Source organism: Aliiglaciecola sp. CAU 1673 (assembly GCF_029223185.1).
GTDB lineage: Bacteria > Pseudomonadota > Gammaproteobacteria > Enterobacterales > Alteromonadaceae > Bowmanella.
The window spans coordinates 212,872-238,026 of sequence record NZ_JARHUG010000005.1 but is presented as its reverse complement, the minus strand read 5'-3'; the positions used below and the strand labels follow the sequence as shown (position 1 = coordinate 238,026).

At 50.5% G+C, this 25,155-nt stretch carries 20 protein-coding genes; 14 read left to right on the top strand and 6 right to left on the bottom strand.

What is annotated here, in order from left to right; genetic code table 11:
- The first annotated feature begins 17 nt into the window (after positions 1–17).
- The 4 genes from hemC to P2G88_RS06825 are packed head-to-tail and all read left to right on the top strand — an operon-like array spanning position 18 to position 5,213.
- On the top strand, positions 18–962 hold the full coding sequence (hemC, locus tag P2G88_RS06840; protein ID WP_275795054.1) for a hydroxymethylbilane synthase: 945 nt from the start codon (positions 18–20) through the stop codon (positions 960–962).
- The gene (locus tag P2G88_RS06835; RefSeq protein WP_275795053.1) at positions 952–2,808 is read left to right on the top strand and encodes a uroporphyrinogen-III C-methyltransferase; all 1,857 of its coding nucleotides are present in this window, start codon (positions 952–954) and stop codon (positions 2,806–2,808) included. Before hemC ends, P2G88_RS06835 begins: the two co-directional genes overlap by 11 nt.
- Entirely contained in the window at positions 2,805–3,965 is a 1,161-nt protein-coding gene (locus P2G88_RS06830) for a heme biosynthesis HemY N-terminal domain-containing protein (protein ID WP_275795052.1), read from the top strand. The genes P2G88_RS06835 and P2G88_RS06830 overlap by 4 nt, the downstream gene beginning before the upstream one ends.
- Before the next feature lie 60 nt (positions 3,966–4,025).
- Positions 4,026–5,213 (top strand): multidrug effflux MFS transporter, encoded by a 1,188-nt coding sequence (locus tag P2G88_RS06825; protein ID WP_275795051.1) that lies wholly within the window; start codon positions 4,026–4,028, stop codon positions 5,211–5,213.
- Here P2G88_RS06825 and P2G88_RS06820 read toward each other — a convergent pair.
- Positions 5,210–5,659, bottom strand: coding sequence for a GNAT family N-acetyltransferase (locus P2G88_RS06820; protein ID WP_275795050.1), 450 nt, complete (start codon positions 5,657–5,659; stop codon positions 5,210–5,212). The genes P2G88_RS06825 and P2G88_RS06820 overlap by 4 nt on opposite strands.
- A complete protein-coding gene (locus P2G88_RS06815) occupies positions 5,656–6,258 on the bottom strand; it encodes a LysE family transporter (protein WP_275795049.1) in 603 nt (200 codons plus the stop codon). Before P2G88_RS06815 ends, P2G88_RS06820 begins: the two co-directional genes overlap by 4 nt.
- Positions 6,259–6,368: 110 nt before the next feature.
- Here P2G88_RS06815 and P2G88_RS06810 point away from each other — a divergent pair, with 110 nt between their 5' ends.
- From P2G88_RS06810 to P2G88_RS06775, 8 genes are all read left to right on the top strand, one after another.
- Complete coding sequence (locus P2G88_RS06810; protein ID WP_275795047.1) at positions 6,369–7,760, top strand: PLP-dependent aminotransferase family protein; 1,392 nt, start codon at positions 6,369–6,371, stop codon at positions 7,758–7,760.
- A 123-nt stretch (positions 7,761–7,883) separates the two neighbouring features.
- The gene (locus P2G88_RS06805; protein ID WP_275795046.1) at positions 7,884–8,759 is read left to right on the top strand and encodes a discoidin domain-containing protein; all 876 of its coding nucleotides are present in this window, start codon (positions 7,884–7,886) and stop codon (positions 8,757–8,759) included.
- Positions 8,760–8,891: 132 nt separating this feature from the next.
- Positions 8,892–9,599 (top strand): transporter substrate-binding domain-containing protein, encoded by a 708-nt coding sequence (locus tag P2G88_RS06800; RefSeq protein ID WP_275795045.1) that lies wholly within the window; start codon positions 8,892–8,894, stop codon positions 9,597–9,599.
- Positions 9,600–9,689: 90 nt separating this feature from the next.
- Positions 9,690–11,525, top strand: a complete 1,836-nt coding sequence (locus P2G88_RS06795; RefSeq protein WP_275795044.1) for an ATP-binding protein — start codon at positions 9,690–9,692, stop codon at positions 11,523–11,525.
- A 2-nt stretch (positions 11,526–11,527) separates the two neighbouring features.
- Complete coding sequence (locus tag P2G88_RS06790; RefSeq protein WP_275795043.1) at positions 11,528–12,880, top strand: sigma-54 dependent transcriptional regulator; 1,353 nt, start codon at positions 11,528–11,530, stop codon at positions 12,878–12,880.
- Positions 12,881–13,154: 274 nt separating this feature from the next.
- The gene (locus tag P2G88_RS06785) at positions 13,155–16,160 is read left to right on the top strand and encodes a TonB-dependent receptor (RefSeq protein WP_275795042.1); all 3,006 of its coding nucleotides are present in this window, start codon (positions 13,155–13,157) and stop codon (positions 16,158–16,160) included.
- Positions 16,161–16,211: 51 nt separating this feature from the next.
- Positions 16,212–17,120: an alpha/beta hydrolase gene (locus P2G88_RS06780; RefSeq protein WP_275795041.1), complete on the top strand. Its 909-nt coding sequence runs from the start codon at positions 16,212–16,214 to the stop codon at positions 17,118–17,120.
- An 11-nt stretch (positions 17,121–17,131) separates the two neighbouring features.
- Complete coding sequence (locus P2G88_RS06775) at positions 17,132–18,622, top strand: SLC13 family permease (protein ID WP_275795040.1); 1,491 nt, start codon at positions 17,132–17,134, stop codon at positions 18,620–18,622.
- 66 nt (positions 18,623–18,688) lie between these two features.
- Here P2G88_RS06775 and P2G88_RS06770 read toward each other — a convergent pair whose 3' ends face one another.
- On the bottom strand, positions 18,689–19,870 hold the full coding sequence (locus P2G88_RS06770; RefSeq protein ID WP_275795039.1) for a helix-turn-helix domain-containing protein: 1,182 nt from the start codon (positions 19,868–19,870) through the stop codon (positions 18,689–18,691).
- Positions 19,871–20,056: 186 nt separating this feature from the next.
- Here P2G88_RS06770 and P2G88_RS06765 point away from each other — a divergent pair, with 186 nt between their 5' ends.
- Positions 20,057–21,202: a hypothetical protein gene (locus P2G88_RS06765; protein ID WP_275795038.1), complete on the top strand. Its 1,146-nt coding sequence runs from the start codon at positions 20,057–20,059 to the stop codon at positions 21,200–21,202.
- A gap of 297 nt (positions 21,203–21,499) precedes the next feature.
- On the opposite strand, the gene P2G88_RS06760 is transcribed toward P2G88_RS06765, so the two are convergent.
- Genes P2G88_RS06760 through P2G88_RS06750 form a run of 3 tightly spaced genes read right to left on the bottom strand, consistent with a single transcriptional unit; the run spans position 21,500 to position 24,066 of the window.
- Positions 21,500–22,144, bottom strand: a complete 645-nt coding sequence (locus tag P2G88_RS06760) for a response regulator transcription factor (RefSeq protein ID WP_275795037.1) — start codon at positions 22,142–22,144, stop codon at positions 21,500–21,502.
- A 10-nt stretch (positions 22,145–22,154) separates the two neighbouring features.
- Positions 22,155–23,315: a histidine kinase gene (locus P2G88_RS06755; protein ID WP_275795036.1), complete on the bottom strand. Its 1,161-nt coding sequence runs from the start codon at positions 23,313–23,315 to the stop codon at positions 22,155–22,157.
- Position 23,316: 1 nt separating this feature from the next.
- Positions 23,317–24,066, bottom strand: coding sequence for a CPBP family intramembrane glutamic endopeptidase (locus tag P2G88_RS06750; RefSeq protein ID WP_275795035.1), 750 nt, complete (start codon positions 24,064–24,066; stop codon positions 23,317–23,319).
- A 546-nt stretch (positions 24,067–24,612) separates the two neighbouring features.
- Between P2G88_RS06750 and P2G88_RS06745 the strand changes: the two genes are divergently transcribed.
- A complete protein-coding gene (locus tag P2G88_RS06745; protein ID WP_275795034.1) occupies positions 24,613–25,140 on the top strand; it encodes a hypothetical protein in 528 nt (175 codons plus the stop codon).
- Positions 25,141–25,155 lie beyond the last annotated feature (15 nt).

Here is a 25,155-nt window from a genome sequence, read left to right as displayed (position 1 = left end):
GTTCGAAAAAACATGTCATGAATCAGAAAAACCACGCCGGGCGAACCGTCCGAATCGCTACCCGTAAAAGTGCCCTGGCCCTGTGGCAGGCCGAATATGTTAAATCCGCCCTGGAAAGCGCTCATCCCGGCCTGGCGGTAGAACTGGTGCCCATGAGCACCCAAGGCGACCGAATTCTGGATACGCCTTTGGCTAAAATTGGTGGTAAGGGACTATTTATCAAGGAATTGGAAGTGGCCATGCAGGAAGGGCGGGCCGATATCGCGGTGCATTCCATGAAAGATGTACCGGTGGAATTTCCAGAGGGCTTTGGCCTGCATGCCATTTGTGAGCGTGAAGATCCCCGCGATGCCTTTGTGTCCAATGCCTATGAGAGTTTTGACAGCCTTCCCCAGGGGGCTGTAGTGGGGACTTCCAGTTTGCGTCGCCAGTGCCAGTTGCGGGCTTTGCGCCCCGATCTGCAGATCCGGGATTTACGCGGCAATGTTAATACCCGCTTAGCCAAGCTCGATGGCGGCGATTATGACGCCATTATCCTGGCCGCTGCCGGTTTGATTCGTTTGGGTATGCCAGAGCGTATTCGCGCCTTTATTGAACCTGCGCAGTCTTTGCCGGCCGTAGGCCAAGGGGCTGTAGGTATCGAATGTCGTGATGATGATCATGAATTGATTGCATTATTGGTGCCTTTGAATCACCAGGCGACCGCCATCAGGGTAAAAGCCGAACGCGCCATGAATCAGCGCTTGCAGGGCGGTTGTCAGGTGCCCATCGGCAGCTATGCTGAGCTGATTGGCGAAGAGATTTGGTTGCGGGGCCTGGTCGGCGCCGTGGACGGCACCAAGGTCATCCGCGGCGAAGCCCGTGGCTTGGTGAAAGATGCAGAGACCTTGGGTATTCAACTGGCTGAGGGGCTTTTGGGCAAAGGCGCTAAACAGCTTTTGGAAGCACTCTATGCCGAATAAGCCTGGCTTTTTGTTGCTGCGTCCCAAGGGCAAGTTGCCAGCAAGCGAAAGGGCTTTTAGTGCTGCCGGGTTAAACGTCGTGGGACTGGCTCTGCTGCAGATTGAAGCCGTTGCCGAACAACAAACACAGTTGGCTGCTGACTTAAAGGCAGCGCCGGAAGGCAGTCCGGTGATCTTTGTCAGTACCGAAGCTGTGCGCCTGGCTTTGGAAGCTTTGGGTAATAATGGCCTGCGCAAAGATCTACAGTATTTTGCTGTGGGTAGCAGCACCGCTCAGGCACTGGCTAAGGCAGGTATCAAAGCACAAGTACCTGAACGTCAGGACTCTGAGGGCCTGTTGGCCCTGGATGCGCTGAAACGGGTCAACAGTGGCTATGTACTTTTGATTAAAGGTGAGGGTGGCAGACCGCTTATTGAGGAGAAGCTGACCAAACGCGGTTGTGAGGTGGTCAGCATCTGTCTTTATCGCCGGGTGCCGGTGTCACCGCCACAGGCAAGCAGGCCCTGGCAAGAGTCTGAGATCCAATGCATTATGGTGACCAGTGGTGAGTTACTGGATGCTGCATTCAGCAAATTTGATCCACAATGGTTACGGCAACAGCACTGGATTGTGGTTAGTGAACGCTTGGCAAAGCTTGCCAAAGACAAGCAAATTAAGCGCATTAGTATCAGCAATGGCGCCAGTGATGACGCGCTAATTGAGGCTACGAAGCAATTTATGGAGAAACAGGCGATGGCCGAAACGGCACAACAACAAACACCTTCCCCCAGTGTAGCCAAAAAGCCTGACGCTGAGGTCAAAAAGACGCCCACCCCGGCCAAGGGCAACGGCTTGTTGTGGTTTTTCATCCTGGTTCTTTTTGTGCTGTTAGGCGCCGTTGCAGCCGCCGGCTATTGGGGCTGGATGACCCTCTCTTCACAGCAAAACACGTTGCAATCCCTGCCTACTGAAGTCGAACAGAAGCTGATTGCCAGTGCCGCATTGCAAAAACGCAACGTCGAGCAGCAGTTGGCCGATGCCTTCAGCGCATACGAGGCTGAACAAGCACAAAAGGCTTTTCCGCTTTTATCTGAGCTCGAGCAATTGGAAGTGCGGGTAGCAGATAATGCTCAAATGCTGGATCAAATGTCAGGACGTCGACCCAATGATTGGGTATTGGCTGAAGCCGATTATCTGGTGCGTATGGCCGGTCGCAAGCTGTGGCTGGAACATGATGTGGATACTGCTATTCGCATGCTTAAAGATGCCGATGTGCGTCTGCAGGAAATGCGCGATCCCAGCCTGTTGCCCGTTCGCCAGTTATTGGCTGAAGATATTCAAGGCTTGTCGCAGATTGGTGGTGCGCCCCTGACCGATATCGCCCTGCGCTTGGGTAGCCTGGCCGCGTCAACCGATGATTTGCCGTTGGATATTATCGTGCTGCCCGATGTGGACTCGGCCCGCTCCGAGGCTGGATTAAGCAATTCCGTGGATGACTGGTGGAGTAATCTCAAGCAAAGTTGGCATGCGCTGTTCGATATTAAAGTGTTTCAAACCGGCGAGATTAAGCCGCTATTGGATAATCAGCAGCAATGGCTAATCAAGGCCCGTCTTCGTCATCAACTGCAAATGGCTCAGCAAGCGGTATTACTTGAGCAAGAAGATCTCTATCAGCAAGCTTTGGCTGACGCTAAAAATCTGATTGCGCAGTACTTTGATAGTAATCAGGCTGCCATAGCCGCCGTTAATCAAAGTCTGGAAGAACTGATGGCCATGGCGATTGCGCGCCAGTATCCACAGCGTTTGCTGTCGGCGCAGGCGCTGCAGGACAGACTGGCACATCGCCTTGAAGGTGTGCAGCTATGATTCGTCTGATCCTCTTGTCATTGCTGCTGGTGGCTGGCTTGCTGAGCGGCCACTATCTGGTGAATCTGGACGGCTATGTGCTGGTGGTGTTGGAAAATGTCAGCCTGCAAATCAGCCTGATGTCAGCCATGCTGAACCTGTTTTTATTGCTGGTGGCATACCTGCTGCTGGAATGGTTAATTAAGCGCCTGTTTGCCCTCTTCTCCGGTTCCCGCAATTGGTTTGGCAGCTGGACGGAACGCCGCCATCGCAAAGCTTTCACTCAAGGTTTACTGGCGCTGGAAGAGACTAACTACCAGGAAGCAGAAAAACAGCTGAGCAAATTGGACAGCGAGTCTTTCGGTGGTGTGGATTTACTCGCCTCTGCCCAAGCAGCGACAAAGCGCAAGCAGTGGGACAAAGCGATGGAGCTTTGGACGCGCGCGGCAGCCTTCCCTGCCAGTGAGCTGGCGGCCAAACTGCACCTGATCAAACTACATCTTCAACAGGACAGAGCCAAAGAGGCGCTAACCCTGCTGGAAGGATTGTCTGAAAAGCATCAGGGCCATCCACGGGTAGCACAGCTGTGGGCCAAGGCGTTGGCGGCCACTGGCCGCTGGTCCGAATTACAGGATCGCCTAAAGGGATGGAAGAAAACTCTGGGACTGGAAAAGTATGATGCGTTGATGCGCCAGGCTGCCCAGGGGATTTTTGCCGATATCGCCAGCAAAGAAGGCGCTAATCAGCTTAAGCTCAACTGGCATAACCTACCACGGGCCCAGCGTCAGGATCCTGCCCATCAGGCCGCTTATGCGGAACAACTGATGGAGCAGGGCATGTATCAGGATGCCGAACAGGTACTGGTGGACGGGCAAAAACAGGGTCCTCATCCTTTGTTGCTTCCGCTCTTCAAGCGTCTGAAATTGGCTAATCCCATCAAGGCCATGCGTAAGCTCGAGGAATGGCTCAAGCGCGATGAAAACAACCTGGAGCTGGTCTCCACACTGGGTCATCTGGCTTATAATTGCGGCGACCTCGGCCTGGCTGAGCGGGCCTTATCCAAAGCCATCGAGTTGGATAGCCGGCATGAGGATCTGCTGTTGTTGGCTGCCATTAAAGAGGCCCAACATGATAACCGCCAGGCGCTGGCGCTGTATAAACAGAGTCTGCAAGGCTGACATATTGTGACCGGCTGCCCTCAGGGTAGCCGGCAAACCAACTGATATTCATGGCTCCCCATGTTGCACCGTTTTAACTGGATCTTACTGTTACTCGCCTCTATCACGGCGGTTACCCCCCTGGCTATCGATATGTATTTGCCGGCGTTTTCGGTGATAGCGGAGGATCTTGGCAGTAGCATGCAGTGGGTGCAGATTTCACTAAGTGCTTACCTACTGGGCTTCGCTTTATCTATGCTTTTTTTCGGCCCTTTGGCCGATATTCTGGGGCGTCGTAAGTTAGCCTTGGGGGGACTCCTCGGGTTTGCGCTTACCAATCTATTGGTGATTTGGGTTGAGGATATCCAACTGCTGTGGGTGTGCCGGGTATTGCAGGCGTTGGCCGGTGGTGCTGCTGCGGTGACAGTGCCTGGCATTATCCGCCACATGTATCAGGAGCATACGGCTAAAGGCATGTCTTATGTATCCATGATCATGATGGTGGCACCTTTGCTGGCGCCTGCATTGGGCAGCCTGGTGATGGCAGTAAGCCATTGGCGTATGATTTTTGTTACCCTGGCCCTATATGCCCTGGCAGTGATGCTGTTGTCTTGGCACTACTTGCCGGAGGTACCTACCAGAGAGCGCACAGCCAGTTGGCTGCGAACTTTTTTTGCAAGCTACTTAGAGGTATTGGGTTGTCGCAAAGCACAGCCCCATATCCTGACTTCTATGTTTGCGTCTTTTGCCTTTTTCGGTTACCTGACTGCCATTCCGCTGGTGTACTTGTCCTATTTCGGGGTATCTGAGGGGCTGTTCGGGATTCTGTTTGGTATTAATGTGGCCGCACTGATGGCGGCCAACCTGTTTAATGCCAGATGGGTGCCACGCCTTGGCAGTGAACGTATCCTCAGATTGGGATTGGTGCTGGGCTTGCTGTCTGCCGCGGCCTTGCTTGGCGCCAATCTGCTGGATATGGGTCTGGTGGCAACGGTCATCAGCATCATGCCGCTGATGGCCTCGTTAAGTTTGATTGCGGTCAGCGCCGATGCCCAGATTCTGGTGGCTTTTCCCAGTCATTCCGGAACGGCCACGGCCGTGATTGGTACTCTGCGTTTTGGCAGCGGAGCACTGGTTGGCCCCATATTGGCGCTGGCCCATAGTGACAGTGCCTTGCCCTTTGCCTGGCTGATGTTCAGCTCTCTCGTTTGTGTGCTCCTTATCAGGACATTCTGGCCGAAACACCGCAAGCCGGTACCTTCTCCCTAGGCAGGTGACCCCGTCTGGTAAATATTCGGGGAGTGTATTTGCATCATGATTTCGGGGTTGGGAACTTCGCTGAAACCAAACTGTGAGTAAAGCCCGTGGGCATCACGGGTACAGAGCATAATCCGCCTTAGCCCCTGCAATTCGGGATGGCCCAGCAGGAAATCCATCAGGGCCTTGCCCACACCCTGTCCGCTGTGCTCCTGCAATACATAGACATCGGCAAGGTAGGCAAAAGACGCTCTGTCGGTAATCATCCTGGCAAAACCGACCTGTTTTCCTTCGAAAAAGACGCCGAAGCACATGGAGTGCTGGATTGCTTTGGCTACCAGGGATTTGGGAATGCCGGGTGACCAATAGCTATTGCTCAGAGCCTGATGTATGGCATCCAAATCCAACCGGTTTTTGTCATCCGTTAGCAGATATTGTCCTTTATAGCTTTCCATCATTTGATCACCAATATAATGCTGGCCAGGGTTGCCCCGGCCAAGCCACAGTTGTAAATACGCCAATGGCGGGAGGTTTTAAGCAATCTGGCCATTAACACACCGCTTTGTACCCACAACAGGCTGCCAAGCAATCCGATAAGAGCCCACACCAGGATCACCTGTACTACCGACCACACATAGCCTTCACCGGATAAGGTAAAGGCCGACAAACAGGTCATGCCAGTCATCCAGGCTTTGGGGTTAATAAATTGAAAACTGGCACCTTGCCAGAATCCCAGGGGAACGGCTTCTGCGGTAACAACGCCGGGAGGGGGCAAGGTGGCAATTTTACAGGCCAGAAATAACAAATAGGCGATGGCTACCAGCTTAAGTATCCATTGGATCTGGGGGAAGCTGATAAGCAAGCCGCCCAAACCAAGTGCCAGTAAACACACCATCAGAAAGTTGCCCAGGCGAATGCCCAATACGAAGGGGAGACTGGCGCGCATACCGAAACGGGCACCATTTGCGCTGAGCAGGGTATTGTTAGGCCCCGGTGTGGATACCGCTGTCAGGGTAAAGAGCGTTAAGGGAAGCAGTACGCTGCTAAGGCTTTGCATCGGGACTCCATTTGTTAAATGTACCCATACAATATTTATTCATTGCTATATTGAATGGTGACAAATATCATATTTTAAATTTCTTCCGGCTCAATATTTTTATTGTCACCATGACAATCTGGACTCCGACTCTCGACAACACACGGGCCAAATACAAGGCGTTGGCATCGGCTATTGCCGAAGCTATTAAAACCGGCAGTCTCAAACCTGGAGAGAAGCTGCCACCACAGCGACGTCTGGCGGATGCCTTGAATGTCACCATTGGTACCGTCACGCGCGGCTATCTGGAAGCGGAGCGTCAGGGATTATTGGAAGCCAGGGTCGGCAGCGGTACCTATGTAAAGAACACCGGAAAACCGCATTCAGGCTTTCGCGCACCGGCAGCAAATGCGGATGCCGTGGATATGATGGCTGCTTTTGCGCCGCCCGGGCCACAGCTGGAAATGTTGCAAAGGGCCATGCAGGGCCTGGCACAGGATCACGATCGGTTGGCACGGATCATTGATTACGCACCAGAGCTCGGGCATCAAGAGCATCGCTTGCGATTTGCGCACTGGCTTGATGGCGAGCCTGTGGTGATGGCAGGCTGTAACTTCTTATTCACCCAAGGCGGGCAACACGGCATCAGCGTAAGTCTGAATGCCTTGTGCAGAGAAGGGGATGCGGTCGTTACCGATGCCCTGGTTTTCCCCGGTATTCTGGCGGCGGCACAGAATCGTGGTGTGAAAGTGCACCCGGTGGAAATGGATGAGCAAGGTATGGTACCCGATAAGCTGGCGCATATTTTGGCCTATCATAGCCCCAAGTTGTTGTACCTGACCCCCAACCATCAGAATCCAACCTGCCGTCAGATGCCGCTGGCAAGGCGGGAGCAAATCGTTGCCCTTTGTCGCCAGCACAAGGTGATGATCCTTGAAGATGATGTGCAGTTCGTCGCCCGCTCGCAAAAACCGCCGAGCCTGCAACAACTGGCGCCGGACATCACGCTTTATGTAAGCAGTTTTTCCAAGCGTTTTAGCGGTGCCATGCGCCTGGGCTTTGTGGTCGTGCCAGAATGTCTTTTCGACACCTTGCGCCTGTCCCTGCGAGCCTCGAGCTGGACGGGAGCTCCTCTGCCTCTCGAATGGTTTTGCACCTGGTTTGAAGAAGGCGAAGTGAAGGCTTTGGATAACTGGCTGGCCATGGAAATGCAGGCCCGACACCGGCTGGCCCAAGAATATTTAGGAACGTTTTTAGCAGCGACAGATGACATCGACAGTAGCTTTAATCTGTATTTGCCGCTGCCCGATGGCTGGCTAGGACATGAATTTGTGGAAAAGGCTGCAAAGGCCGGCGCTTTGGTGCGTAACAGTGACGAGTACCGGGTAGGTCCGAGGCCGCCGGAGCCTGCCATTCGTCTTTGTTTGAGTCGACCTGCAAATAATACTGAACTGGTTAAGGGGCTGGCTGTGATTCGCCGTTTGCTGGAAGAGGGTCCCGAGCTTCGCGAAGCGGCCTTATAGTGTCTCCCGGGCGCGATGAGGTAGCTTGATGTGGAACAGTCCGACGATGCCATTATCTTGACGTCAATTTGGGAACGAAATTTGCTGTGCCATTGCTTTATTGCATAAAACAGGAATTCGAGCATGCAGATGCGTCCCATTGCGGCCGGTTTAACTTTGGCCATTACCTTAGCGGCCGGCGCCGAACCCCAGGAGTACAGAGGTAAAATTACCGACCTTGCCGTAGCCAAAAGCGGTATGGTCAGGCTGGATGTGGATCAGGACGAAGATAATCGATTGCAGTGCCCCGATGGCGACTGGCCACTGGAATTCAGTCTCGAGCAGGCCTATACCGACAAGTGGCTGGATTTCCTGATGCTGGCCAGAAACACCAACCAAACCGTGCGGATTGGCTATGAAACCGCTACCGATAAAAATTGTCAGGTTGATTATGTGGCGGTACGTCGCGAAGACGGCTTTGGAAACGGCACCGGCATTGGTGAGGAAGGCGGAAAACTCATCGAAACAGGCGCATTGGGGAATGTGGCCCTAATCAACACCAATGGGCTGACCGCATCCAGTTACAGCGCCAATAGCCATTACTCAGGTGATGTGGCGGCCGCTGCTTTTGATGGCCACACCTGGTCCGAGCAAGTTAACGCCGATGCCGGCGATAAAGTGAATCGAGGACTTTGGCTGGTACGCAAGGAATCTGGCGTGACCCCCTACATACAGGTGGATTTCGGTCAGAAGGTTAAAGTCTCTGGGCTGCGGGTCATTCTCAACGAAAAAGCCAGCGAGTTGGGACGTGGTCCTCAGGAAATCACTATTCAGGCCTCGTTGGACGGCGAAAGTTTTGCCAATCATGAGTATTTCCGATTGGCCAAGTCGCCTGACCAAACTGGTAGTCTGACTTCGGCCATCGAGCTTAAGGTGCTGCGGTTGCAGATCCACAGTAATTTTGGTGACGCCAACTTTATCGAAATTGATGAACTGGAAATCTATCAGGCCACGAACTGATCTAGTCCAAGGCGTGCTGTCACTGCTATGATGAAGGCGTGACCTTCCTGTTGCAGTGACTTCATGCGGATTGTTGTTTTTTGTTTGAGCCTGTTTTTTTGCGCTTTGCCAAATGCGCAGGAACTATTGCGAGTGGCGTATTTCCATTCGCCGCCATTTAGCGTGGTGCATGAAAATGGTTCAGCCAGTGGCATGGACAGAGAAATTCTTGAAGCGATTGCAAAGCAGATGGATATCCAGCTTGAGATGGTGACCTGTCCGTTCAACCGCTGCCTGCTACTAATGGCTGACAGCGAGCTGGATTTGATGATGGGGCTTATCAAAACCGAAGCGCGAGCAGAATTTCTCAACTTTGTTGAGCCACCTTATTACAGCCTGCGCTCCTCCTACAGTTTTTATAAGTTAAACAGTAAGCCGTTCACTGTCAGCGCCTATGAAGACTTATATGATCACTCCATTGCCCATACCAGAGGTGGCGTGTACTTCCCGCGCTTTAACCAAGACCACAAATTGCGCAAAGTACCGCTAATGACTGAAACGCAGCAGTTACAATTATTATTGCGTGGCCGCGTCGACTTGGTGATCAGCGTAGATGAAACCTTCGACTTTGTGTTGCGTTCCATGGGCGTGGATGACCAGCTGGAAAAAGTCGCCTATCAGGAATTTTATCCGGTCAGCAGTTATATGTCCCTCTCCAAAAAATCCGAATTCAATAAACGCATCAATGACTTTGGTGCCGCTATTCAGACCTTGCGTATTAACGGCAAGTTACCAGAAATACTGGCCAAATATGGTATTGAAGAGATTCCTTCTTCGCAGGGGATTCCTGCAGAGAAATAAGCCAGATTGAATCGAAGTTGTAGATTGGCAAGTCAACATCCCGTATCTTCGTCTCACCTGTCGAGATTTCGACTTTCACTGACGGTTTCAATGAAAGAGTGGTTGACGGCATCCAGCCGTATGCCGGGGCGATGGCATCAGAATCTGCCCCATTGGCTTGTCTTTAGTTTCATTTACCTCATTCTAGCCACGGCTGTTGGGGCATTGGCTCATCGCCAAGCTGAAAAGCTGATAGAGGACAGCGCGACCAAAGCCCTCTCAGAGTTGAGTTCCAAGCTTGAAATCGAGCTTGATAAATTTCGCACTCTGCCGAAAGTCTTAACCTTGCATCCTGCTATCGAAAGCGCGCTTTTATGGCAAACGCCAACAACCATTGATACTGCAAATAAACTTCTCAGCCGATACAACGCCTCTCTGCTGACAGATGCGGTTTATTTACTCAATCAAGACGGGGTGACATTGGCCTCAAGCAATTGGGATGCAGCGGATAGTTTTGTCGGTAGCAATTATGGATTCCGACCTTATTTCCAAGAAGCCATGTCCGGCAATCCAGGCAGCTACTTCGCCTTGGGTACCGTGTCGGGACGAAGAGGCTATTACTTTTCAAACCCAGTCTATGTTAACGGAGAGGTCCGTGGCGTGCTGGTGATAAAGGTTGCACTCTCTGCATTAGAGAATGATTGGCCGCAAAGCGATTTTGATTTCTTACTAACCGATATTTATGGTGTGGTGTTCTTCAGCTCGCAACCAGACTGGAATTACAAAACACTGGCGGAATTAGATACCTCTGTCGAGCGACAGTTGCGCAGTCAAATGCAATATGGCGGGATATCCATATTGCCGTTGACGGAGGCCATCGATATTCAGCAGGTATTAGAATCAAGGTATCTCAATATCTCCCATCAGGCATCTCAGGGCAGCTACCGGCAAGTCCACCAGGATATGAGCCCCATTGGTTGGCGGCTATTTGCGTTGGCCCCCGCGGGGATGACTACTCAGTATGTGTTGTGGTCACTGGTGCTTTTCACGCTTTTTTTCTCGCTGGTCTATTTGATCAGTTTCTCATGGCGAAAAACCGCCGATGCTCGTAGGGCGCTGGCTGCTATCAATGAGCAGCTCGAGCAGTTGGTTGAGGGACGAACCATGGAGTTGCGGCAATCGAATGCGCAGTTGATCGAGATTATCGAGAAGTATAAGCAAACTGAGTTGACACTAAAGCGGACTCAAAACGAACTGATTCAAGCGGGTAAATTAGCCATGTTGGGGGAGATGTCTGCAAGCATCAATCATGAGCTGAATCAGCCTCTCGCGGCCATGCGCATTTATACTGAAAATCTGCCCTTGTTGGCAAAGCGTGAAGATTTGCGCAGCATCGAGAGCAATGCTCAGGAAATTCTCAAGCTCAATAAAATGATGGCAAAGATCATCGGCCAATATAAGCTTTTCGCCCGCAAATCAGCCGGTAAGCTGGGGCCGGTATCATTAGCGGAAACGTTGTCGGCTTCCCTGGCCATACTGGACAACAAAATTCAGAGAACGGGTGCTCAAGTGGTTCTGGTTGGCAATGGCGAACAAGTGCAAGTGATGGCCGATGCCGTGCCCCTGGAACAAGTCATTATCAACCTGCTTAACAATGCGTTGCAGGCGACGTCGAATGTCCCCCATCCGCGTATCAAGATCGATGTTCTTGAACACAGTGGCAAAGTCTTGTTGAGTGTGGAGGATAATGGGCCGGGGTTTTCCGATGAAGAACTGGAGAGGGTCTTCGAGCCATTTTACACCACCAAAGGCCAGGGGCTCGGGTTGGGACTCACTATCTCAAAGCGTATTGTGGAATCCTTCGGTGGAGAAATTATTGCTGAGAATCTGTCGCAAGGCGGTGCCAAGTTTGTTGTCAGTCTGATCAGAAATACAACCCAGGATTAAAGATGAGTTTACCCGTCATATTAATCGATGATGAGTCCATTATTTTAAATGCCCTCCAGCAGTTGCTGAGCATTGAGGGCTTTGAAAGTCAGGTGTTCAATTCAGCCTCTGATGCCTTTAAAACATTAACCCCAGACTGGCCTGGCATCGTGGTCACCGACATCAATATGCCAGGCATGGATGGCATTGCCTTTCTGCGTGAGGCTTTGAAGCAAGACCCCGAACTGCCGGTCATCATGCTTACCGGACATGGTGATATATCCACCGCCGTCGAGGCGATGCGCATTGGCGCCTATGACTTTTTGGAAAAGCCGTTTTCCAATGAACATTTGCTGGATGTGCTCAGACGAGCTTCAGACAAACGCAAGTTGGTGTTGGAAAATCGCCAATTGAAAGAAGAATTATCGGCTCAGGGAACCGCCGGCCCGCGCATACTGGGCAACAATCCGAAGATCAAAGCGTTACGTCAAGTGCTTGCCCGCATCAAGGATATTCCTGCAGATGTTCTGATCAAAGGGGAAACCGGCTCCGGTAAAGATCTGGTCGCCCGCTACCTGCATTACAACAGCAAGCGGGCCAATGAAAATTTTGTCGCCATTAACTGCGGTGCCATCCCGGAGACGATGATCGAAAGTGAACTTTTCGGTTTTGAAGCAGGTGCGTTCACCAGTGCACAGAAGCGCCGGGTGGGAAAAATAGAGCATGCCAATGGTGGCACTTTCTTTCTGGATGAAATTGAAAGTATGCCGATGCCGCTGCAGATAAAACTGCTACGGGTGTTGGAAGAGCGCAAAATAGAGCCTCTGGGGACCAATAAGGCCGTTGATCTCGACATACGCTTTGTGGCTGCAGCCAAGGTTGACTTAAAAGAACTGGTTGAAGCCGGCCAGTTCCGGGAAGACCTCTATTACCGTCTCAATGTTATCAATGTTGAAATTCCGCCGTTGAGAGAGCGCAAGGAAGATATTTCCCTGTTGTTCCAGCATTTTACTGCAATTGCCAGTAGTCGCTTTGGCACCGATGTGCCTAAGCTTGACTCTGAGCAGTTGTATAAGCTGGAGTCCCACAATTGGCCAGGCAATATCAGAGAGCTTCGCAATACTGCAGAGCGATTTGTGTTGATGGGAGGCGAATCGGTACAGTCAGAGCCAGTGGTTGACGATGGTCAGGCAACAGGAATGACTCTCGCGGAAAAAGTCGCTTACTTTGAACGTTCCGTATTGCAGAGCGCTTTACAGGAGCATGAGGGACGCCTGGTGGATGTGCAGCAACAGCTTGGCCTGCCGCGTAAAACGTTGTATGACAAAATGCGCAAATACGGTTTGGTCAAAGATGATTTCAAAGTAGTGCAGTAACAGGATTGTGGCGTTTAGTTAAAAAGGAGTGGAAACTCCCCCGCTGAAATCAGTAAATGGGTGGGTTTCCACCCGCTCCCGTCTTATATTTTTCTCGTTAATTTCTCAACTATCTGATTTAAATGAAATTTATTTTTAAATGGTAAGTTGGCAGGTATGTTGCAATTACGTTAATGATGTGAACATTTGTGCCATATTTGGCCGCTTTATTGCGGTCAAGTCACGCTAGATAAGTCACGTATTAACAACAATAAAGCACCTATCAGGTACCACAATGATAAATCCAATAACTCAGATCATCAGACAACGTTACCTAAGCCGCAAGCCTCTGCATCTTCTTACCTTGGCTTCCGTGCTGGCTTCCCCGGTGGTTGCACAAGCGCAATCTGCAGAGCCGGAAGTGGAGAAGATCGCCATCGTGGGCTCGCAGATTAAAGGCGCAGAAATCAGTGAAGCTTTGGCTATGTCCCTGCTTGATGGGGAAGAAATTGAAAGTATGGGCATAGATTCGGGCGATGAGTTACTGCAGCTTATCCCTGAGAATGGACAAAACTTTTTCAATGAAGCGGGCAATATCAGTGGTGGTGTCAACTCGGCCAGAGGTGATATAGGCGCCTTCAATTTACGCAATTTGGGCACTGGCAACACCCTGGTGCTGCTAAATGGCCGTCGTTTGGTAAATGCTGCAGCTTACCAAACAGAAGAGGTTGGAGGCAGTTTTGTACCTGTGAACACAGTCAACTCGCAAATAATTCCTGTGTATGGGATTAAGCGCGTGGAAGTCCTGCGTGACGGCGCTTCAGCCATATATGGTGCAGATGCAGTGGCCGGGGTGGTTAATACGGTTACACCGGATGATTTTGAAGGCTTCAATGTTCATCTTAAATGGACTGAGTTTGAGCATTTACCCCGGGATGACCAGACTCTGTCGATGCAATGGGGTAAAAATTTCAACGAGGGTCGCACCAATGTTGGCTTGATGTTTAATTACTACCAGCGTGACCGTGTTAATTCCCAAGATGATCCACGATGGTCTAATTCCGATTTGACTGACCGCGTAGCTACTGACTCGCCTTGGTATGGCCACCCGGAATTTGACGGCAGCAGCGCCAACTCCTTATTCGGTCAGTTCGATATTGTGGACAGAGTGACCAGTGGCAACAGTTTGCGCCAGAATGGCCTGGTCGATGGCAGTGGAGAATTTGAGACTTATCCGGTTGGCGACCCCCGCTGTGTGTATGAGATTGGCAATGGATTGTGTGCGGCTCCCGACGGTCAGGGCACCTATCGCTTCAATCTGAATGAGAACCGCGATCTCACTTCAGAGTTGCAGCGCATGAATCTGTTTATGAATATCAACCATACGTTCGACAACGGTTGGGAAGCCTTCACCGAGATCCTTGCCTATCGTTCTGATACCAGTTTAATCCGCCATCCCACTTCATCCTTTTCCACCTCCAAGCTGATTGTGGCGGCGGACAACTATTACAACCCGCTCGGGCCTTGTGGCTCACCGAACCGCCTGCCAGACAGCCTGATTGGTGATGATGTTCCCTGCAGTGGATTAGCGCTGGAAATCGATAATTATCGATTTGCCGAGCTGCCACGTATCGTCGACAACGACGGTCAAACCTGGCGAGTCCTGCAAGGGCTGCGTGGTCAGAGTGGGGATTGGGATTGGGAAACAGCCGTATCCTGGTCAAAAGACAAAAAAGACGATATTACCCGCAACAGGGTTTCCAATATCCTGATGCAGGAAGCGCTTAATGACACCACATCTGCTGCTTACAATCCGTTCAGCGGTGGCGTAAACAGCAATATCGAGCGTGCTTTGATTGATGTCAGTCGACTCAGTGAATCAGAGCTCAAAACATTTGATATCAAGGCGTCGACGCCCTATTTGTTTGAACTGCCTGCCGGTTGGATTGGGTTTGTCACTGGCTTTGAATACCGTGAAGAATCTTTCCTGGATGACCGGGACCCGCGTTTGGACGGCACTATCCAGTTTGTAGATCAAGATGGTGACACCTATCCCTTTGTTTCCGATGTGGTGAACTCCAGTCCCACCCCCGACAACAGCGGTGAACGGGATGTATCTTCCTTGTTTGCTGAATTGCAGGTGCCTGTACTGGAGAATCTGGATGTGCAGTTAGCCCTGCGCTATGAAGATTTCTCCGACGTGGGAGACACCACTGTCGGCAAGGTGGCTTTTGGATGGCGTCCGTTGGAGTCCTTGTTGGTGCGAGGTTCCTGGTCAGAGGCTTTCCGGGCCCCCAATTTAGTGACCATCAATGAAGAAATCGTCGCCAGGCAAGGGACCAATACCGATTATGTCTGCTTGTATGCGGCACAAAATGGTGGCGATCCGGAGCAGAACTCACTGGATTGCAGGGATTCTATTCAACGTATCGCCCAGGGCAGTGAATACCTGCAGCCCGAAGAGTCTGACAATACCTCCATCGGTTTTGTGTGGGAGCCGTTGGATGGCTTGGCCATTACTGTGGACTTCTGGTCAATCAAGAAAAAGAACACCATCGGCTTGTTGGGTGAGGAAAACCATACTTTGCTGGATTTGGTCGCCCGATTAGAGCAAGGCCTCAATAATTGTGCTTCCACTAATTTCAATCCGGCCATCAGTCGCGAAGCAGTGGCTGCCGACGATGCGGTGTTCTATGAAAATGCCGGTATCTGCCCGGCTGGCAATATCCGTTTTGTGGATGACCGCTATGCCAACCTAGATAAGCGAACAGTACAAGGGCATGACATCGCGGTTTACTACGATGTGGATACCGACGTCGGTCGCTTCAAGCTGGATTACAACGTCTCTTTCCTGGATAAATTTGAGCAGGAAGCGGGAGGCGATGCTGCCCTTCTTGTAAAAGCGCAGCAGGATGCTGTGTTGCCGGAAAGTTTCCCGGTAGCCGGCTTCGCAGATTTGGTTGGTCGTGATGGTAACCAAGAGGAAAAACATAGTTTGCGGGTCAGTTGGCGGCATGGCGACTTTGGTGCTTCCCTGTCCGGATACCGCATCGGAGAGTTTTATCAGAGTGCGTTGACCCTGGATGACGGCAGCCGCTATGTGATCCCCGCCATGACCACGGTGGATGCGACCTTTGACTATCATACCCAGATTGCTGATGCAGACACCCGCCTGCGCCTGGGTATTAAAAATCTGACCGATGAGCGGGCGCCATTGGCCGCCTCTTCGTTCGGCTATTTTGAGGATGCCCATCAGGATTATGGCCGGTATTTCTATCTGGACGTGAAAGCCAGTTTCTAATCTTAAGTTCCATGGGCGGGTCAATCCCGCCCTTTTCCACGGGAAATTGTAATGTTGCACTACATAATCAAAGGCGCGACCGGACTCTCTCTGCTATTTGCCAGCTGTCTGATGGCGCAATCGACGATGCCAAACCAAAGTCTGCCTTGGCAGAATTTGGAAAAGGGCAGCTACACCTACAACGGATGGGCCGACAAAGTATTAGAAATCGCCTTCACTGTGCCCAAAGGCAGCGATGCCGAGACGCCGGTGTTATTGGTTATCCCAGGCGCCAAGCGAAATGTCCGGGATTATCGGGATCACTGGCATGAACTGGCCCTGGAAATAGGTTTTATTGTGCTTTCCATCGGCTGTGACAGACACAACTGCCCGGGTGAGTATCAGTATAACCTGGGTGGCTTGCTGGATGAAAACGGCACAGAGCAGCCACAGGGAAAGCAGTTCTTTTCTGCGCCAGAGCTGGTCTTTAACGATTTTGTAAAGCGCTTCGGCTCTAACCAAAAGTACTTTGCCATTTATGGTCACTCTGCAGGCGGCGGCTTCGTACATTTGTATATGTTGGCCAGGCCAAATGCACCTGTAAGTCATGCAGTGTCAGCTAATGCGGCGTTCTTTACTATGCCTGACCTGACAGAGGCCTATCCTTTTGGCTTAAAACTGACAAGCGTCAAGATGGATGAGATCAAAGCGTGGATGCAGCAACCGCTGACATTTTTATTGGCAGATCAGGATTTGGCCCCACGCACCAAAGCGCTCAGTAACAGCGAGCAAGCGCAGAAACAGGGGCTTAACGTGTTTGCACGTGGTCTTTCCTTCTACGCGCGCAGTGTCAATTGGGCCACCGAGCACGAGGCATCACTGATATGGAAACTGGATATAGTTCATGGTGTTGGCCATGACAGTGGTGCAGTGACTCCCCGAGCTTTGCCATATCTTTTCCCGCAATTTCAGGAGCAATGAGGGTGGCAGAAGTGAGTCAACAATTCACCTCCGGGAAAGGGCAAGATACAGAGGTCAATGCAACTTACAGGCCTTGGTCTTTGATTGCAGGACCCTTGATCGCCTTGCTTATGCTGTGCATACCGGCGCCGGAAGCATTGGGGCAGGCAGGTTGGGCAACGGCCGCCATTGGCATTTGGATGGCCATTTGGTGGTCTTTTGAAGCCATACCCGTAGCGGTTACCGCCTTAATTCCTTTGGTGTGCTTTGCGCCCTTGGGCATTGTGGACATGAAATCAGCCGCTGCCCCCTACGCCAATCCAACTATCTACTTGTTTCTGGGTGGTTTTGTATTAGCTGCGGCAATGCAAAAAAGCGGTTTGCACAGGCGTATCGCGTATTTGATTTTATCCTTTGTCAGTCAAGGCGCACGCTCGATTGTATTGGGTTTTATGCTGGTCAGTGCCTTACTCAGTATGTGGATGACCAACACCTCTACTACGATGATGCTGCTGCCCATTGCCTTGTCCATCATATCCACCTTGGATCTGAGTGAAGAGCAAGCTACCCCGAAGGCGCGTAAGCATTTTCAATTGTCTTTGCTGCTTGGCATCGCATATGCAGCGACGATTGGTGGCATGACAACCCTGGTGGGGACACCACCTAATGCCTTTTTGGCCGGCTTTATGAGCGAAACCTTTGGCATGGAGATTGGTTTCGCCCAATGGATGGCCCTTGGTGTGCCTCTGGCAGTCATCCTGCTGCCGCTTACTTGGTGGTTGTTGACTTGCTGGATCTACCCGGTGAATTTCAAAACACCCCAGGAAGCCAAGGTTAAACTGATGCAGCAGCGTAGTGCATTGGGGGCGGTCAGTCCGGCTGAATGGCGTGTAGGCGTTATTTTTTCATTGGTAGCGCTGGCCTGGATGATGCGTCCGCTTCTGGAACAGTGGCTGCAACTGGACGGGCTTTCAGATGCGGGTATTGCCATGCTGGCGGCCGTCTCTTTGTTTGTCGTCCGGGATGGCAATACGGTCTCGGACACCCTGATGAACTGGGATGATATGCGGGATATCCCCTGGGGGATTTTGCTCCTGTTTGGCGGGGGATTAAGCCTGGCTGCCGCAGTTTCCAGCACCGGTTTGGCACAATGGCTGGGGCAAAGTCTGGTCCATTTAAACAGTTTTGGCGTGTTGGTGCTGGTATTGAGTGCGACTGCCATGGTGATCTTTCTAACTGAAATGACCAGCAATCTGGCAACTGCGGCTACCTTTTTGCCCGTTGTAGCAGCTATCGCCCTTGAAATCGGCGGTATGCCGATGAGTCTGACGGTGCCGGTGGCATTGGCTGCCAGTTGTGCCTTTATGTTACCGGTAGCGACACCGCCCAACGCTATTGTGTTTTCATCTGGTCACATCACCATTGGGCAGATGGCAAAAGCGGGATTTATCTTGAACTTACTGAGCATTGTCTTGGTAACTGCGGCTTCCCTGTGGCTGGCGCCCAGAATATTCGGCGCTTAAAATAAGGATTTGGCTGCCTTCTCAATAGTGGGAAAGGCAGCCAATATCGGGCTGGTTCGCTATAAATTAGCTTGCCTCCCGCACCTGCTTCTTATAATCCGATGCAGTGCCGCCGGTGATTTCCTTAAACGCTTTGCTAAAGGTTACGCGGTTACTGAAACCTGATTCCAAAGCAATACGTTCCAATGACCAACTCAATTTTTTGTCTTCTATTAAGCCGATGGCATGTTGCACTCGATAGCCATTGATGAGTTTGTAGAAATTGGAATGCATCTGTTGGTTTATTACCTGCGACAAGATGTGACTTCTCAGCTCCAGCACAGCTGCCAAATCACTCAGGGTAAGCTTGTCATTAAGATACAATTTATGTTCCCCCAGACAATTTTCAATTTGCTTGGCAATTTCGTTTGCGGCCGTTTCTGATAAGCTGGAATGGAAGTATTTAATATTGGAGTCAGATTGATTGCTTTGCTGTTTCTGCGACTGCAACAGCACTCGCTCTTCACGGGTGAATACAAAGTGAGGGTGTTGCAAAGCAATATACCCAAGTGTCAGTAACACCAAGGACAACAACAAAAGCCAGATATCACTGACCATGGCTAAAGTGCCCACAGCAAAAAACTGTTGGGCACAGAACAGTACTACCCACAGCACTTCCAGACCTAGAAACGTCATTACCAACATTGCAAGTTGGGTGGTGAATATGGGGGTGGCATCGGCTCGCAACTGCTGCGCAGCCTGACGTAAGGTTTTGAGCTCGCACCAACTGGCCCAAAGATAACTGGCAAGGTGAATTTTGATCAGAAATAACAGGCCCACAATCATCCAAGGCAGGCTGACCGTGCCAGAAGAGTCCAGAACGCCATCCCACATTGCAACTTTTGCTTCTGCATTGCGAAATATGCCAGGTAGCTGATAGAGCCATAAGGCCATAGCCGGAGAAAAGTGCAGCCATCGGGGTAGCCGAGCTTGGGTTTGATTGCCGCCGCATTGAAGGGCATAAAAATAAATCAGTGGACCAATCAACAGCACTTCGCCAGGCAGCAAATCCAGCAGATGCGGCACTGCGTGGTAAAGTCCGGTATACAGCATGCCCGCTTCAAATAGTTTATAGGCCACCACCATCATCACCAATGACAATACACGGCCTGGCTCGCTGGCTTGGGTGCGTCGCCAAAGCACGAATGCCAGCATCGCCGCGTGGCTAAAAGCGATCAGATAGATAACGCCCAGCAGAGTCTGATTCATCAAAAATGTCCAACAGTGTTTGTGGCCTTATAAGGCAGTAGCTGCATCAACCTGTAAAACTCCATAAAGATTTACCCATATTCTTGTTGCTGGTGCTCGTAGCCGTAATTCTCCACCCATATTTACAAACGCCGTCAAGCACGGAAATAGTCTGGAGCTGCTTTTGTAACAATGCCGGAGAGCAGAATGAACAGACATTTTATCAGAAAAAGCCTACTAGCCGCTGGATTGCTATCAAGTACGCTAATTAGTATCGGTGTCATGGCCAAGGAGCAATATTTTGGCCATCTGATGTTTAGAGAAACCCCCTACGCCAGCTATCGTGGAATTCATGCCATGGCGGAGACTAACAACCCTAACGTTGCCCATTACGAATTTCAGTACGACGACAAAGGTCGGGTGACGCAGATTGCCTATCAATTGGGCGATAAGTTGATCCGCAACAATCAGGTATGGGACAGCTTTATCTGGTTTGCGCCTATGGTCAAGATCGCCTATTCACCAGGTAAGGAAGTACATACTTACTTTGATGCCAACGGTAACCAAATCGAAACCCATGGTAAGGTTTTCCGGGCTGAATACAAACTCAACCAAGAAGGGCAACGCACTGCTTTGGCGTTTTTTGACAAAGACGGCAAGCCCAGTGAAAGCGAGTGGGGCGTGCACAGATACGAGTGGCAGGTAGCCGGTGATCGCCTGATTAGAGAGAAGCGCTTTGGCCTGGATGGTGAGCAAAAGACTATTCGACCGGACTTTCAATTCCATGAGATAGAGTTGGAGTACGACAAGGACGGCAAGCTGGCTTTTATGCGTAATCTTGGGATCAATGGCCAGCCTACCAACAATGACAGCGGAGCAGGTATCGACCGCATTACCTATGATTTGGCTGGCAACTTTATCCGCTGGCAGGTGTATGACAAAGACGGTAATCCGGTGGAGGGAAATGACCCAATGGTGCATTTGGGTGAGCACCTGTATGACGCCAGAGGCAACAAGATTGGTCTTCGCGGTTTCGACCGCCATGGTAAGCAAGTAACCTTCAGCTGGGGCGTTTATGAGCATGCCATGAGCTATGATAGCCACGGTAACCAGACCGATCACAAGACCTATAACGAGCAGGGCGAATTGCTCAGTCATTTGAATTTTCAGTATAACCCCACTGGGACGGCCTTTGCCTGGCTGAAATCACTTGGGCAAAACGGACAACTTCAGGAAAGTCCCATGCTTGGTGGGGCGGCAGCCCTTGAATTCAGCTACCAGCAAAATGGTCAGGCAGAACGCAAGCGTTACGACAGTCAGATGCAGCCGATCGTGGCTGAGGCGCCAAGGTAACTGAATTAGCTTTACCATAGTCGGCAGCCGCCAAAAGACTAAGAAAAGCCCGCTGATGCGGGTTTTTTTATGTTGAAGACAATGAATCGGGTAGTTCCCCTACAAGGCAGTAGGGCTCAGGCCACTGTTGCAGAACAAATTAAGACTTTATGTTAGTTCCAGGGTAAAGGTCACTATGATGGCAATGCTGAAGCTGAAAATGTGTTCTCGCTTTTCTCGGAAAAACCCATCAGGCGTAAAAGCCCTTTGAATACTGTGCTAATCTGTTGTTTTGATTAGGAAGCGCCGAAACCATACTTAATCGATCAGCTTCTGTTCTTTGGCGACGCGCACAGCCTGATAACGATCCGGCGCCTGCAGTTTTTCCAGGATTTGTGTAACGTAATTCTTTACTGTGCCCTTGGCTAGTGCCAGTTTATCGGCAATATCGCGATTACTTGTATTCTTCGCCAATAGTTTCAGAATTTGCTCTTCCCTGACTGTCAGAAACGGCTTCACATTGGTTTCATTGTTCTCAGACAAGGCCCGATAGCTCTCCATCAGCATTTCAGTCGACTGGCTATCCAAAACGGCCTTTCCCTGACTGATTTTGCGAATTGACTGTGACAACTCTTCTGCCGATACGGCCTTTAACAAAAAGCCCTGGGCACCGGCCAATAGGGCATTGCTGAGATATTCCTGCTGGCCAAAGGTAGTCAATACCATCACCTTCGCGCCCGCATCCAGGGTCTTAATCTGGCGTGTCGCATCAATCCCATTCATGCCTGGCATCTCAATATCCATCAATACCACATCGGGTGCGCACTCCTGGTAGAGTCTGACTGCTTCATGCCCATCACCAGCCTCTGCAATCAGCTCAATATCCGTCTCCAGATCCAGCAACATTTTAATGCCATCACGCATCAATTGCTGGTCATCCACCAACATCACCTTAATTGACACTCTCTTTTCCTCATATCCCCGCTGGGACTAAGACTCTAAGCCTGGTGACGCCGTCTTCCCGGGTAAAAGTCAGTTCACCATTCAGTTCAGCGACCCGACTTTCGATGGATTTCACGCAGGGTAAAGGTTGCCCCTGGAAATTATCTAGACGCACACCATTGTCTTCCACCAAAACCTCGATGGCGCTCCCGGCTTTGACAGAGCTAATGTTGATGTTAGCCGAAGTGGCATTGGCGTGACGGCTAATATTGGTCATCGCCTCTTGCACTATACGAAGCACATGGACTTTGCGTTGATCGGACATGCATGAGCTGTCGCAAGTGAGTTGCAAATCAATAGTCAGGCCTGTGGCCGATTTAAACGCACTGACCATCGGCCTGACTAGGTCCTCAAGTGACTGCCTACCGAATTTATCCTGGTCCAGTAGGCGCACGATATTGCGGGTTTCAGCCAAGCCGTCTTTTAGAACACTTCGCACAGTCGGCAGAATGCTCTTTACTCTTTGTGGTTCGAGATCCAGGTATTTTTCGGCGGCTTCAAGTTGCACAATAGACGTGGTCAGTCTGTGACCCAAAGTGTCATGTAATTCACGAGATAAATGTTGTCTTTCTTGCAGCCTAGATTGCCGCTCATGCTCGGCAATAAAGGATGCCAGTTGCAGGTTTTTATCTTCCAATTCATCCAGCAACTGACGGTTCTTTTGTCTACCCTGTTCCGCCTCGCTCCTCAGAAAAGCAAAACCACTGATAAACAACACCAGTAAACCGTTGACGATGGCATCCTGAACACTTGAAGGCGAAGGTGAATAAAACAATTCGGTGCCAAACACACTCGCTATGCTTAGGCTAACCCAAAACATGGCTGTCGGTTTTGGCTGGGTTTCAATCGCCAGTAAACACACCACCAGATAAAGCATGGTCAGATGCTGATGAATCTGGACCGTCATTAAGGTGACAAGCACAAGAAGCAATGCCCATATTGCTTGATGGCCCTTACTGACATAGGAGCCTGTCATCAGTGTACTGAGCAAGGTTAACAACAACCAGGTTGTTGCCAGCCACCACTGGCCGCTCCCTTTGAGCCCCATGGCGACAAAATATCCGCCGCCAAGGATTAAGCCAAGGATGCAAAGCTTCACCCAGCGGGAAACAACAGGCAAAGCGTCCGTCATATCATCTACACCAAAGCTTTTTATTCAACAATAAGGGTAATGCCAGTAACCATAATAGTCCGCTGTAGATAAGAAAAGCGGTGTTATTGCCGGTGATCTCTGGCAGAAAGGGCAAGGTATTAAAGGCCATATTAGAAGACACATGAGCCAAAATAACCAGGTAGACATTTTTGGTCCAATGATAAAGGTAGGCTATCAACAAACTGGCGGGGACTAACATCAAGGCAAACAAGCCAAATGACAGTTCATCGGGCGTTCCCATGCCAACAAGATGGCCTGGATAGTGCCAGAAAAGCCATATAACAGACACTAACAGTGCCGACATCATAAAACTATAGTGGGATGACAAGCGTGCAAAAGCATACCGACGCCAGCCATATTCCTCGCCCGTCATTAATATCAATAAAATAGGCAGTTTCCCCGGCATGATGGAAAACGCTGGCAATACCCATTTTCCGGTATCCAGGGCGATACTGAATATCATTAAGGCAAAGGGTAAAAACAGCGCCAGGCAAAACGCCAGCACATTAAACTGGAAACCTTGAGGATGACCCAAAAAGGACTTTACTGCCGCCCAGCGACCTTCGTAAAAGCTAAAAGCAATGGCCAGCAACAACGGACTGATCACGCCCAACAAAACGATAGGGATAATATTAAAGAGCGACCCTAACTGGGTGGTTAGGGTGATGGCCAGCAAGGTAGCAGCCAAATAAATATAGGTAAGTTTTCGCGTATCAGCGGCATCTTTCATAATGTTCCCCCGGATAGTAATGTCAGTTATCAGGCTATCCGCCTTGGGGTCATGAAAAGAAGTGCCGCGGGTCATATGACTTGCGAATATGCCAACATACCATGCCCAGCGCAGAGCTATTGCTGCACATCGGCCAGTAACGGGCTGCTAAAAGGAAAAGATAAACTTAGATTCGAGAGTGAGATGGGCAAAATCTCTGGATAGAGAAACGGGCCAGGAATAGTCCTAACAGTCAGGGGATAGATTAGTCTTAATGGCGCTCTCGATAGGGATCGAACCTATAACTTGGCCTCCGGAGGGCGCCCCTTCTAAAAGTTTTCAATTTACTCATTTCGTCGTTAAATGATATTGATAGATAAATCAACAGCATATAGTCTTTGTGTTATGAGGCCAGTTAACGCCAGCAAGCAACTTTCACTTTGGCATGGTCACAGAAATGGTCACAAAATAATGCAGAAAAATCTACATTAACTGAGCGTGGCGACGCTAAAGAAGCGTGATTCTTTGGGTAGTTAAGGGCGGTTGTAAAGTGCGCAAGAGGTGAATATGGAATGGAAACCGGTGGGGATAATAAACGTCAATGCGGCGGATATTGTTATCTCCTCAGAGGCAAGAGATGCATTCCTTTTCACTCAGGAATTGCGCTTCCTACTCGATAAATTGACCCTGACCGATCTGATTGATGATGGGGCGTTTGTGCTGCCTATGGTAGTGAAGAGCGAAGACAAGTCTCGCTACGAAGTGTTCGCTAATTGGTTGCCATTGCTCCCCCAAAGAAGGACAAAGCGGGAGCAATTTGATGCCATCCTCTGTGAGATACCTGGATATATTTCGATGGGAACAGTAGACCGAATTGCATGGGGATACGCCACGCAATTGGTCTCATTGTCATTGAGCAACACTACCGTATTGGCGCATGTTGAAGAACTTTTCGAAAAAATCTCAACGAAGTTTGCCAAGAAACTTTCGGCTGATCTTGAGGGGCGTTCGGCTAGATCTTTGTGCTGCCACTTTACAGAGAGAACCCGGTCTCAGGTTGAAACACACATTAAAAATCTAGCCCAGAAAGCCTGAAAAATTTATGGAGCA